At 64.9% G+C, this 12,893-nt stretch carries 10 protein-coding genes; 6 read left to right on the forward strand and 4 right to left on the reverse strand.

Features of this window, described 5'->3' with window-relative positions; all coding sequences use genetic code 11:
* Positions 1-289 precede the first annotated feature (289 nt).
* Positions 290-3,172, forward strand: a complete 2,883-nt coding sequence (locus AC16HO_RS10835) for a leucine-rich repeat domain-containing protein (protein WP_395643336.1) — start codon at positions 290-292, stop codon at positions 3,170-3,172.
* A gap of 64 nt (positions 3,173-3,236) precedes the next feature.
* Entirely contained in the window at positions 3,237-4,778 is a 1,542-nt protein-coding gene (gene ilvA / locus AC16HO_RS10840) for a threonine ammonia-lyase, biosynthetic (protein ID WP_395643335.1), read from the forward strand.
* Positions 4,779-4,800: 22 nt separating this feature from the next.
* Here the strand turns inward: ilvA and AC16HO_RS10845 are convergent, their stop codons facing one another.
* Both AC16HO_RS10845 and AC16HO_RS10850 read right to left on the reverse strand, forming a co-directional pair.
* Complete coding sequence (locus AC16HO_RS10845) at positions 4,801-6,978, reverse strand: hypothetical protein (protein WP_395643334.1); 2,178 nt, start codon at positions 6,976-6,978, stop codon at positions 4,801-4,803.
* A 242-nt stretch (positions 6,979-7,220) separates the two neighbouring features.
* On the reverse strand, positions 7,221-7,940 hold the full coding sequence (locus tag AC16HO_RS10850) for a 2OG-Fe(II) oxygenase (RefSeq protein ID WP_395643333.1): 720 nt from the start codon (positions 7,938-7,940) through the stop codon (positions 7,221-7,223).
* A gap of 131 nt (positions 7,941-8,071) precedes the next feature.
* On the opposite strand from AC16HO_RS10850, the gene AC16HO_RS10855 reads away from it, so the two are divergent.
* The 4 genes from AC16HO_RS10855 (at position 8,072) to AC16HO_RS10870 (ending at position 11,372) form a co-directional block, all read left to right on the forward strand.
* Positions 8,072-8,443 carry a VOC family protein gene (locus AC16HO_RS10855; RefSeq protein WP_395643332.1) on the forward strand — a complete coding sequence of 124 codons (372 nt, stop codon included), beginning with the start codon at positions 8,072-8,074 and terminating at the stop codon, positions 8,441-8,443.
* A 36-nt stretch (positions 8,444-8,479) separates the two neighbouring features.
* Positions 8,480-9,178 carry a helix-turn-helix transcriptional regulator gene (locus AC16HO_RS10860; protein ID WP_395643331.1) on the forward strand — a complete coding sequence of 233 codons (699 nt, stop codon included), beginning with the start codon at positions 8,480-8,482 and terminating at the stop codon, positions 9,176-9,178.
* 80 nt (positions 9,179-9,258) lie between these two features.
* The gene (locus AC16HO_RS10865) at positions 9,259-9,603 is read left to right on the forward strand and encodes a TfoX/Sxy family protein (protein ID WP_484335431.1); all 345 of its coding nucleotides are present in this window, start codon (positions 9,259-9,261) and stop codon (positions 9,601-9,603) included.
* Positions 9,600-11,372, forward strand: a complete 1,773-nt coding sequence (locus AC16HO_RS10870) for a DUF885 domain-containing protein (RefSeq protein WP_395643329.1) — start codon at positions 9,600-9,602, stop codon at positions 11,370-11,372. The genes AC16HO_RS10865 and AC16HO_RS10870 overlap by 4 nt, the downstream gene beginning before the upstream one ends.
* A gap of 32 nt (positions 11,373-11,404) precedes the next feature.
* Here AC16HO_RS10870 and rraA read toward each other — a convergent pair whose 3' ends face one another.
* Positions 11,405-11,902 carry a ribonuclease E activity regulator RraA gene (rraA, locus tag AC16HO_RS10875; protein ID WP_395643328.1) on the reverse strand — a complete coding sequence of 166 codons (498 nt, stop codon included), beginning with the start codon at positions 11,900-11,902 and terminating at the stop codon, positions 11,405-11,407.
* Positions 11,902-12,792 (reverse strand): phenylalanine 4-monooxygenase, encoded by an 891-nt coding sequence (gene phhA, locus AC16HO_RS10880; protein WP_395643327.1) that lies wholly within the window; start codon positions 12,790-12,792, stop codon positions 11,902-11,904. Before phhA ends, rraA begins: the two co-directional genes overlap by 1 nt.
* Between the last annotated feature and the right edge of the window lie 101 nt (positions 12,793-12,893).

A 12,893-nucleotide genomic window follows, 5' to 3' on the forward strand; every position in this document is an offset into this window, starting at 1 on the left:
AATCCTCGACGAGGTTCGGGAGCCCTTGACGAAGCGACAAATGAAGGCCATCGGCGGTGCCAACGACTATCTGTGATGCATCGGCGTGTCGCGCGCGTTCATGCCGCAAGGTGAATTGTTCCGTTGATCCGCGGCCTGAACTGCCGTGCATTCGATGGTTTCAGGATATCGCCGGATGTGTTGAAATTGGTGCTTCGGAACGCGGGACGATGCCGGATTCCCGACGAGCAGCAGCCATGCCGGCCGCCGCTCCCGCAACGCGCTGGATCTCTTTCATCAGGGGAAATCAGTGGACTACATCACGATGTCGGACTGCATGCGCCGGGGCATGGTTTCGGTTTGCCGCGGCATCTTGCGTGGCGCATTCTTGCTGGTGGCGGCAATGGCCGCGATGCCGGCGCAAGCGGCGGTGGCCCCGGCGGAACGCAACGCCTTGATCGATCTGTACAACGCCACCCAAGGGCCACAATGGATCAATCGCGCGGGATGGCTGGCTGCGGCCGGCACCGAGTGTTTCTGGTCAGGAGTCACCTGCGATCCGGGGCAGACCACCGTTGTCGGGCTCAATCTCACGAACAACCAATTGCAAGGGACGCTCCCCGCGCTGGCGGCGTTGACGAATCTGGTCTACGTTGATATATCGCAGAACGCCTTGACCGGTTCGATTCCGTCGCTTGCCGGCTTGACCAAGCTGCAGGTCTTCAATGCCTATGGCAATCAGCTGTCCGGCACGTTGCCTGCGCTCACCGGGCTGACCACACTGCAGCAGTTCCGCGTCTGGGGCAACCAGCTGACCGGATCGCTGCCTTCGTTGAGCGACACGACGAACCTGGTTTATTTCGACGCGAGCAACAATCAGCTTACCGGTACGATTCCGGCGATCACCCAACTTGCTGCGCTTGAGCAGTTCATCGTCTCCAACAACCAGCTGAGCGGCGCCATGCCCTCGCTGTCGGGTCTCGCCAAGCTGAGGAAACTCGACATCAGTTACAACCAGCTCAGCGGCGCAGTCTCCGATCTGGGCACGAATTCGGCGTTGCAGACCTTCTACATCGACCACAACAACCTGTCGGGCGCATTGCCGACGCCACCGGGCAGTCTCGCCGTCGCGACGGTATGCCCGAACGTGCAACTCAGCCACACGAGCAACGCCAGCTGGGACCTGGCCACCGGGCAGTCGCCCTGGTACCAGAACTGCGGCCTTGCATCGCAGCTCGTCATCACGGATATCAACGGTGGCGTCAGTCCGGCGGTGGGTGCCAAATTTCCGGTAACCGTGGCGCTCAAGGACGGTACGGGCGCCAGTGCGATCTCCAACACCTCCATAACCGTTCAATTGAGTGTCGCGCAAGGTTCGGGAACTCTGCTTTTCTTGGCCTCTGGCGCCAAGAGCTGCACGATATTAGTGGGGGCCAGCGGCTGCACGGTTTCGAATGTCTCCTATTCCGCAGTGGAGAGTCAGGTTCGCATCAAGGCGGCGACGTACTACACCGCACCGCCACTGATCCCGGCGATCAGCAACGCGTTTGCCGTGGTCGCGGGTAGTTACACCGTGGGCGGCACGGTCTCGGGATTGGCCGGGCCAGGGCTTGTATTGAGGATGGCCCCGGAGGCTCAGACAGTTACGGTCAATGCCAATGGCGCTTTTGTTTTCCCGATCCCGCTCGGCGATGGTGCGGACTATCAGGTCGACGTTACGAGTCAGCCGGGGTCTCCGCCGCAGAGTTGTACGACAAGCACCGGTTCGGGAACGATCGTCGGCAGCAGTGTCACCTCCGTGCAGGTCACGTGCAAAACCTACTACTCGCTTTTCATCCAAGTCGGATCGAACGCGCAGATATCTGGCTCGCCGACCCAGCTCGTCCTGTCCGGAACTACAGGCTATTTCCATGTTTTTCCGAAAAGTGGATATCGAATTGACTCGGTATCCGGGCGAGGATGTTCGGTGTCGGTGAGTTCGGGCGATGTCACCACCAGTCCGCTCACGAGCGATTGTGTGGTGACCGTGACGCTCGCTGCGCTAGATTACATACCCATGCCGTACGGCCCGAAGCGCGTGCTCGATACGCGCGCCGGCGGATCGACTGCGGATGGTTCCTACGCAGGCCAGGGCCCGCTCGCGGCGAATACGCCATTCGCATTGCCAATACTCGGGCGCAGCGGCATTCCAACCACCGGAGTCGGGGCTCTCGTGCTCAACGTACTTGCGACGAATACCAGCGCTCCGGGCTACATCACCGTGTGGCCGTCGTGCGTCACCCGGCCGCTTGCGTCGAACCTCAATTTCATCGGCCAACAGACGGTGGCCAATCTCGTTATCGTGCCGGCAGGTTGCGATGCGACGACGAACCTGGTGAGTTCCTCCGGTCCGACCGATATGGTGGTCGATGTCGTGGGCTATTTCACGACCGGACCAACGCTTACCTCGTTGGCGCCTTCACGCCTGCTCGATACGCGTGCGGGGGCATGGACCATCGATGGCAAAGCCGCCGGAAGCGGAGCGGTATCGGGGGGGGACCAACTCAATCTGCAAGTCACGGGCCGCGCCGGGATTCCTGCTGGAGCTTCGGCGGCAGCCTTGAACGTTACGGCAACGGGCACGACGGCACCCGCGTTCATCACGGTGTGGCCGACCGATCAGGCGCGTCCCCTCGCCTCCAACCTCAACTTCGTCGCGAACCAGACCATACCGAACATGGTGATCGCGAAGCTCAGTGCAACCGGGCAGATATCGCTGTTCAATTCCGCCGGCAGTACCGACCTCGTGGCTGACGTGGTCGGTTGGTTTCCGGCATCGTCGGATCTGATCCCGCTGGTTCCGGCGCGTCTTCTCGATACGCGTCCGGGCAGTAGCACCATCGACGGCCAATATGCAGGCCAAGGCGCCATCGCAGCCGGTCAATCGAAGTATGTCAGTTTCCTCGGGCGCGGCGGCGTACCACAACAGGGCGTTGGCGCCGTGATACTCAACGTCACTGCGGCGAATCCGCAAGCTGCGGGATATCTAACCATCAATGGAGGCTCAGCGGCACCTGTCCAGAATGTGAATTTCGTGGCAGGACAGACCGTGCCGAATCTCGTGATCGTGCCGGCCGATGTTTACTCCTACATCTATGCCTCGGCAACCACCGACGTGGTCATCGACGTGGTGGGCTGGCTGCGAGGTCAGTGAGCCGTCGGCGCGACCGGCGCGGCCGACATCGAGTCGACCGCGCCGCTCTGTTAGTCTTCGTGGAATGAACGTTCTTGCCAACGATTACCTGCGCCGTATCCTGACCGCCCGCGTCTACGACGTGGCGCGCGAAACCGAACTCGATTTCGCGCCGAACCTGTCGGCGCGCCTGAACAACCGCGTGTATCTCAAGCGCGAGGACAACCAGCCGGTGTTCTCGTTCAAGCTGCGCGGCGCCTACAACAAGATGGCGCAGCTGAGCGCGGAGCAGCGTGCGCGCGGGGTGTTCGCCGCCTCCGCCGGCAACCATGCGCAGGGCGTCGCGCTCGCGGCGAAAAAACTCGGCACGCGCGCGGTGATCGTGATGCCGGTGACGACGCCGCAGGTCAAGATCGACGCGGTGCGCGCACACGGTGGTGATGCGGTCGAGATCGTGCTCGCCGGCGAATCGTACAGCGATGCCTATGTCGCCGCGGTGAAGCTCGGCAACGAGCGCAGTCTCACCCTCGTGCATCCATTCGACGACGCCGACGTGATTGCGGGCCAGGGAACGGTGGCCATGGAGATCCTGCGCCAGCACCAAGGGCCGATCCATGCGATCTTCGTGCCGATCGGCGGCGGCGGACTGATCGCGGGCGTCGCCGCGTACGTGAAAGCGGTGCGTCCCGAAATCAAAGTGATCGGCGTGCAGACCGAGGATTCCGACGCGATGGCGCGTTCGCTCGAACAAGGCGCGCGCGTGGAGTTGCGTGAAGTCGGCCTGTTTTCCGACGGCACTGCGGTCAAGCTTGCCGGCGAGGAAACGTTCCGCCTCTGCCGCGAACATGTCGACGAGATTCTGCGCGTCGACACCGACGCGCTCTGCGCCGCGATCAAGGACGTGTTCGCCGACACGCGCAGCATGCTCGAACCTGCGGGCGCCCTCGCCATCGCCGGGGCCAAGCAGTACGCCGAGCGCGAAGGCCTGCGCGAGGAAACCCTGGTTGCGATCGCCAGCGGCGCCAACCTCAACTTCGACCGTCTGCGCTTCGTTGCCGAACGCGCCGAAGTCGGCGAGGCGCGCGAGGCGCTGTTCGCGATCACGATTCCCGAGGAGCGCGGCAGCTTCCGCCGCTTCTGCGCGCTGCTCGGCGCGCGCAGCATCACCGAGTTCAACTACCGCATCGGCGACACGAAAACCGCGCGCCTGTTCGTCGGCGTGCAGATACGCGACCGCGACGAGCCCGCGCGTATCGCCCAAGCGTTCGCCGACGGCGGCTTCGACGTGCTCGACCTCACCCACGACGAGCTCGCCAAGCTGCACCTGCGCTACATGATCGGCGGGCGCGGCGACCTCGCCACCGACGAGCTGCTCTACCGTTTCGATTTCCCCGAACGCCCCGGCGCGCTCGCGCGCTTTCTCGACGCGCTCGATCCGGCCTGGAACATCAGCCTGTTCCACTACCGCAACCATGGTGCGGATTATGGGCGCATCCTTGTCGGCATCCAGGTGCCGCCGGTCGATCGCGCCGCGTTCGCCGATTTCCTCGCACGGCTCGGTTACGCGTATCGCGACGAGAGCGAAAATCCGGCGTACCACCGGTTGCTGCGCGGCCACGACAAATAGTCCGAGCCGTTTCCCAAGCCGGTTACGACCCCGGCGCCAGCCAGCCGAGCACGTCCACGACCAAGTGCGTCGTGCCGGCCGAATTGAACAGCGCGACCTTGCCGTCGCTGCCGATCGCGGAGATGACGAGGTTCGGCCGTGTCTGCCCCGGGATGAAGTTCAGGTTTGAAGCATTCGGCTGCGAAAAACCCGAAGGCCAGACGGTGACGAAGCCGGTTCCGCTCGGCGCAACTGCGGTGACATTCAGCACGACCGCCGCGGCGCCGCTCGCAGGCACGCCGCCGCGGCCGCTGACATCGAGATCGAGCGTGGCTTGCGCGCCCAGCGCGCCGCCACCGGAGAATCGGCCATCGACCGTGCTCGTGCCCGGACGCGTATCGAGCAGCCGCGCCGGCGTCATCGAAGTCAACTGCGCGCCGCTCGGCAACCAGCCGGTGACATCGGCGATCAACTGCGTGCTGCCCGCGGAATTGAACAACGACACCTTGCCGTTGGTACCGACACCGGTGATCACGAGATTCGCTACGGTCTGCGCCGGCGCAAAGTTGAGGTTGGAAGCGAGCGGCTGTGATTGACCGCTTGGCCAGACCGTGATGAAGCCGTTCGCGCTGGGACCGGTCGCGGTGACGTTCAGGACGACGCTGCCGACGCCGCTGGCGGGAACATTGCCGCGCCCCGTGACCGCAAGATCGAGCGTCTGCGCGCCGTTCAATGCGCCGTGGCCGGCGGACTGTCCATCGATGGTCGTGAACCCGGGCCGCGTATCGAGGAGGCGCGCCGGAACGAGCGCGGTCACCTGTGATGACGCGTTGAAGTACCACGCGACGTCGGCAATCAGATCGGTACTGCCGGCGTAGTTGAACAACGACACGCTGCCGCCGTTGCCGAGCTTGGCGAGCGCGAGGTTGGGCACCGTCTGCCCGGCGCCGAAGTTGAGATTGGATGCACCCGGCCAGGCGGTCCCGCTCGGCCAGACGGTGACGAAGCCCGCGGCGGTCGTGTTCGTCGCGGTCAGGTTGAGCATGACCGCGGTCGCGCCACTGGCCGGCACGCCGCCGCGGCCGGCGACGGAAAGGTCGCGTGTCGATCCGGAACCGAGCGCGCCGCCGCCGGCGAACAGACCGTCGATCGTGGAGTATCCCGCACGCGTGTCGAGAATGCGCGCCGGAAATGCCGGCGGCGGCAACGTACCGGCGTTGTTGCGCACGCATTGCGCCGCCGGGCTGCTGTTGTCGTACGCGATCACCGTACCCAGCGGCATCACGTCGAAATTGCCCAGCGCTACGCCGAACAACGAGTGCGAGTCGATATTGATGTTGGCGTCCGTCCACTGGTGCGCGCTGAACATGCCATCGTCGGCGGTCAGCGGAACCGAGCCGCCGTCGGCAAGGAACATTCCGTATTTCTTCAGCGTGCGCAGGATGACCTGCGCAGCCGGGTTGTAGGCGGAGATGTCGAACCCCGCCTGCAGACGCAGGTGTGCGCCGTACGGGATCGCGTCGGGCGACGACGAACTCGGTGCGCCATTGTGGCTCGCCGGGTACACGTAGGCGCCGCGGCGCATGCGATTGTTCGGCATGACGAATCGGATCGCGTGGCCGAGGTCGCCGCTGCCCTGCATCGCCGCGTAGACCTCGTCGGGGCCGAAGATCAGCGGAGCCATCGGAAAACCCGCCGCATCCGCGCTGGTGCAACCATCGCCGCGGCCGTTCTGCGGATAGACGAGGTCGAGCCGCCACTTCACCAGGCACAGCGAATGCAGGCCGCCGGAATCCACCGTCGTCTGATAGGACTCGTACAGCGTATTGCCGTCGACGACGAACAGGTGGCAGTCGTTGTTGGCGATGTCGCAGCGGTAGTTGCTCGAACCTTCGATCGCGCCGTTCGCGGGCAGCGGCACGCTCAACCCGGTATCGCAGTCGGGCAGGTAGTAGCCTGGTTCCTGCACCAGCGGCGTCTGCGTCACCGACTGCCCGGCGGTGTAGAGCGTATGCATCGAAAAATCGATCTGGAACTGCGTCGTCCCCGTGCCCCAGCCGACGCTGGCGGCGATCATCCTTGCCGAGTTCGGGTCGGGAGACTGCGTGGAGATGTCCTGGTTCCACGCCGCCCCGGGTGGAAAGCGCGGTGTAGCCTGCGCGGCTGCCGCAAAAATCCACGCCAGTGTCAACCCGCACAGCGAGCCACGGGAATATCGCATCGTTCGAATCCAGCTATGCCGGCAACGGCCGGTTTGGCGCCGATTCTGCGCGAGACGTCGAAATACTTCCACCGGATCCGTCAACGTTCGTGGACGTGCGGCGAAGGTTGCGGCAGACGGCATCTCCATGCCTGCATCGCCGGTTTCGTCGAAGCAGGCAATGCGCCTTCCCGTCTCCTTCGCGGGGCATCGTGCGGCGCTGGTTCAATGCGACACCCGGCGCACCCATCCGGCGAAGCAGGCTAACCGGTAGTTGCGGGCGCGGCTGTGCCGTAGAGCACCTGCGCGCTCTGGAACAGCACCCACGAGGTCGCGATGTACTTGTGCGCGCCCCTGGGTTTGTTGCCGCGGTGGGTGTGGGTGAAGCCGGCAGGCGCGATCAAGAGGCTGCCGGTCTGCGGCGCGATCTTGCGCTGCTGATGATAGAACTCGGTTTCGCCTTCGCTGAAATCGTCGTTCAAGTACAGCGTCCACAGCAGCGTGCGGCTCAAGGTGTCGGGTTTTCTTTCCGGATAGACCTCGCAATGCCAGCGCGGGTAGCCGCCCTCGTCGGCAATGTATTTCTGCACGTTGATCTTGCCGGGGCGGAACGCCTTCATCACCAGCGCGGTCAGGCGTGTGTCGTCGAGCACGGCGAGGCCGTCCGGATCGAGCAGGGTCGAGGTGCCGGTCTGCGGGTCCTTCATGCGCAGCCAGACCGGTCCGAGGATCGTGTACGGATACTTGCGCAGGTAGGCGAGCAGGCCGCGCAGCATCGCGTTGTTGAGCGCGCCCTCGGCCTGCTTCCAGCGCGCGTCGTCCGAGATGCAGATATCCCAGCTGTTCTTCATCGAGGTTTCGACGCCGCCGCCCATCGCGCCGCGCGCGATGTTGTCGCTGGCCTCGAACGCGGCGATCAGCGCGCGGCATTGTTCGGCGGGCAGCGCGTCGGCGAAGACTTCGATGAAGTCGGGATGGTCCATCGGCGTTTTTCGTGTGGCTGGGAAGTTCATTCTAGCCCGACAACGAGGCAAGGCTGCTGACAAAACGCTGGCAGCAAGAGGCGCGCAGGATGCGCGACGTGCAATTGCGCACGTCCTTTACGGAGCAAGCCATGTTGAACCCCAACGTTCCCGCCTGGTTCGAGATCCCTACCGAAAACCTCGACCGCGCGCAGAAGTTCTACGAGACCGTGCTGGCGCAGCCGCTCGTCCGCCAGAACTTCGCCGGCAGTGACATCGCCATCCTGCGTGGTGGCGACAAACCCAATTCGAGCGGTGCGCTGGTCACCGGCGAAGTGCAGCCGACCGTACACGGCAGCATCGTTTACATTGGCGTCGACAATCTCGCCCCGGTGCTCGACCGGGTAGACAAGCACGGCGGCGACACATTGCTCCCGCGCACGGCGTTGCCAGCCGGCATGGGCTACTACGCGCAGTTTCGCGATTGCGAGGGCAATCGCGTCGGGCTTTGGTCGCCGGTCTGACCGGGTCTGCCGGGCGATGCGGCGTATCATGCAACGATGCGCCGTGCCGACCGCCTGTTTCTCATCATCCATGCCCTGCGCGGGCGGCGCACGGCCCTGCCCGCGCGGCGGCTGGCGGAAACGCTCGGCGTTTCGCTGCGCACGGTCTATCGCGATGTCGCCGATCTGCAGACCTCGGGTGTGCCGATCGAGGGCGAGGCCGGGGTCGGCTACATGCTGCGCAAGGGCGCGGACATTCCGCCGCTGATGTTCACCGCCGACGAGCTCGAATCACTGGTCGTCGGCACGCGCTTCGTGCGCGCCTTCGCCGGTGCGCGTCTGGCCCGCGGCGCGCAGGCGGCGCTGCTCAAGATCGAAGCGGTGCTGCCGGCGGAACTGAAGCAGCGCAGCGAACGCTCGCGCATCTTCGCGCCGACCTGGCGCGAGCGCATGCAGCGCGCGAGCGTGATCGATCGGCTGCACGAAGCGGTGGTCGAGCGTCGCGTGCTGCGCCTCGACTATGCCGATGGCGCCGGTCGCGCGAGCGCGCGCGAGATCGAGCCGCTATGCCTGGCGTTCTGGGGCGGTGCGTGGACGCTCGGCGCGTGGTGCCGATTGCGCCGCGATTTCCGCAGTTTCCGTCCCGACCGAATCGCCACGTTCGACGCGACCGGCGAAATCTTCGTCGAGATGCCCGAGCGCGGGCTCGAAGCGTATCTGCGCGCGGCGCGCGCCGATCCCGAAATGAGGGGCTGAGAAGGCATGAATGCCGAAGCGAACATTCGCGCAGCGAATGACCCGCAGGGCACGCGGCAGGATTGCCGCGTGCAATGACCATGGCTTCTTCGCAACGCAACGTCGATTACATTCTCGAGCAGATCGCCGCTGCCGGCGCGGTGTCGGCGCGGCGCATGTTCGGCGAATGGGGCCTGTACTGCGACGGCCGCCTCGTCGCGCTGGTCTGCGACGACCGCCTGTTGGTCAAGCCGACCGAAGCCGGCCGCGCCTTTATCGGCGAGGTGGAGCTCGCCCAACCCTATCCGCAGGCCAAACCTTGGTATCTTGTCGCCGAGGAGCAGTGGGACGAACGCGACTGGCTGGCGCGCCTGATCGCGATCACCGCGGCGCAGTTGCGATTGCCGCTGCCGAAACCGCCGCGCAAACGGAAGCCGAACAAATGACACAACCCGGGAATGCTCGAATGAAACGTTTGTCGATCGCGTTGTCGCTGGTCGCCGTGCTGGTGACGCAAGCCCATGCCGGAATTCCGGATCAAGCCGGCGCCGACCAGCGCTTCGAGACCTTGTACAAGACCGAATGGGCGTGGCGCCAGCAGCAGTTCCCCGGACTCGACAACGAAGATCGCGTGGCGGCCGACAAGGACGACCGCCTGCCCGCGGTCGATGCCAAGGCTCAGGCGGCGCGCCTCGCGTACTGGGACGACGTGCTGAAGAAACTCGCGGCGATCAAGCCCGACGAGCTTTCGCCCGACAACCAGGTCAACTATGCGGTGTACAAGCCGCAGATCGAGAACCTGGCCGCCGGCCTGCGTTTCCGCGACTACGAGATGCCGCTCAACAGCGATTCGCAGTTCTGGTCCGATTTGCGTTTCATGGCGGACAAGCCGTTGAAGGACGCGGCGGCGGCAAAAGCGTACATCGCGCGCCTCAACGACGTGCCGCGCTATTTTCACGAGCAGATCGACAACATGCGTGCCGGCCTCAAGCGCGGTTTCTCGGTGCCGCGCGCGGTGCTCGACGGCCGCGATGTATCCATTTCCACATTTGTAAAAGTGGAGAAGCCCGAGGACAGCGACTTCTACAAGCCGTTCAGGGCGCTGCCGGCTACCATTCCCGCCGACGAGCAGGCCGCGCTGCGCGCCGCTGCGGCGCAAGCGATCCGCGCGAAGGTCATTCCCGCCTACGCGAAGCTGCTCAAGTTCTTCCGCGAAGAATACGTGCCGCGTGCGCGCACGACGCTCGCGGCGGAGGCGCTGCCCGACGGCAAGGCGTTCTATCGCCAGCAGATCCGCGAATACACCACGCTCGACCTCGATCCCGACGCGATCCACGAGATCGGCCTCAAGGAAGTTGCGCGCATCGATGCGGAGATGCAGGCGACGATGCGTGCGACCGGGTTCAAGGGCGACTTCCCGGCCTTTCTCGCGTTTCTGCGCGGCGATGCGCAGTTCTATCCGAAAACCGCGGACGAACTGCTGATGCGCGCATCGTGGATCGCCAAGCGCGTCGACGCCAAGCTCGGCCAATACTTCAAGACGCTGCCGCGCGGCCGTTTCGGCATCGAACCGGTGCCGGCGGCGATCGCGCCGTTCTGGACCGCCGGCCGCGGCAGTGCGCACACCTATTGGGTCAACACCTACGACCTGCCCTCGCGCCCGCTGTACAACCTGACCGCGTTGACCCTGCACGAATCCGCGCCGGGGCATGCGCTGCAGGGCGAGCTCGCCGAGGAGGCGAAGGCGCAGCCCGAGTTCCGCTCGCACAGCTACATCTCGGCCTACGGCGAAGGCTGGGCGCTGTATTGCGAAAAGCTCGGCAAGGAAATGGGCATCTATCAGACTCCGTATGACGACTTCGGCCGCGAAACCTACGAGATGTGGCGCGCCGCGCGCCTGGTCATCGACACCGGCATCCACCACAAGGGCTGGACGCGACAACAGGCCATCGACTATCTCGCCGGCCACGCCGCGCTGTCGCAGCACGAGGTCGAAACCGAAGTCGACCGCTACATCTCCTGGCCCGGCCAGGCGCTGAGCTACAAGTTGGGTGAACTCAAGATCGTCGAGCTGCGCGCGCGTGCGGAGAAGGCGCTGGGCGCGAAGTTCGACATCGGCGCCTTCCACGACGCCGTGCTCGAAACCGGCTCGGTGCCGCTGCCGGTGCTCGAACAGCACATCGATGCGTATATCGCCGCGCAGAAGACCAGGTAACCCGGCCGCGCGGCAGCACCCGGGTGCTCGTCTCAGCCGTGGATCGCGTCGTCGGCAACGACGATGCCGTCCGCATCGGCGTAGAGCCATGCGCCGGGACGAAAGCGCACGCCGGCAAACTCCACGACGCCCCCGGCCTGGCCCGAGTGCAGGCCCTTCTCGCTCCTGCGCGGATGCGCGGCGAGCGCCTTGACGCCGACGGCGTGCGTTTCCAGTTCGGGCGTGTCGCGCACGCAGCCGTTGACCACGATGCCGGCCCAACCATTGTTGACGGCGAGTTCGCCGAGCATGCCGCCGACCAGCGCGCAGCGCAGCGAGCCGCCGCCGTCGACGACGAGCACGCGGCCGTTGCCCGGCGTTTCCAGCGTTGCGCGCACGAGCGCGTTGTCCTCGAACACCTTCACCGTCGCGACCGGGCCGTGAAAGGCGCGCCTGCCGCCGTAGTTGCGGAACAGCGGCGCGCAGACTTGCGCCTCGGGTTGCGCATCGGCAAGGTCGGCGGTGGCGGGGGGTGTGCCAGTGTTCGCCATCACACGTCGCCGTCCCTGAGCCAACCCTCGCCCGTGCCGCGCTGGTACACCTTGTCATCTTGCAGGATATTTCCGGCCGGGATCGAACCGGCCGCGGCAAGCTCGGCGTAGTATGGCGTGAAGTCCGGCTCGGTCGCGCGCATCAGCTGCTCGAAGCTGTCGATGACGAAATAGGTTTTCTGGTACGTGTCGATGCGATAGCGCGTGCGCATGATGCGATGCAGATCGAAACCGATGCGGTTCGGTGCCGCCGATTCGAGGCAATGGATCGACTCGCCTTTGGACGACACGATGCCGGAGCCGTAGATGCGCAGGCCGTCGTCCTGCTTGATCAGGCCGAACTCGACCGTGTACCAGTACAGCCGGGTCAGGTTGACCAGCGCCTCGGCACCGGCGCGGTGCGCTTTCACTCCGCCCGCGCCGTAGGCCTGCATGTAGTCGGCGAACAACGGCTCGAGCAGCAGCGGCACGTGGCCGAACAGGTCGTGGAACAGGTCGGGTTCGCTGATGTAGTCGATCTGCTCGGGGCGACGTATCCACCAGGTCACCGGGAAGCGCCGGTGGGCGAGGTGATCGAAAAACGTCAGCTCGGGCAACAAGCCTTCGACACCGATCAATTCCCAACCGGTCGCGTCCTTGAGCACGCGGTTGAGTTCGTCGAATTTCGGGATCGCATCAGGCGTCATGCCGAAGCGCTGCTGGTTGTCGAGGAATTCGCGGCAGGCGCGACCGATCAGCACTTCGCGCTGGCGCTTGAACAACGTCGCCCAGGTGGTGTGATCATCGCGGCTGTAGCTCGCCCAGGGCTGCTCGACCACGGCAGTCGTGTAGACGGGCACGTTGCCCTTGTCGGTTTGCTGATGCTCGACGCGGCGAGGCTGGGCGTTCATGGCGACGTTCCAGGTGAATTGGTTTCCAATGCTACTACTTCTCTCGCGGCGACGAAGGACGACACGATCGCTGCCGCGCAAGTCTCGCGCCGTGCGACGCC

This window comes from Rudaea sp., assembly GCF_057139185.1.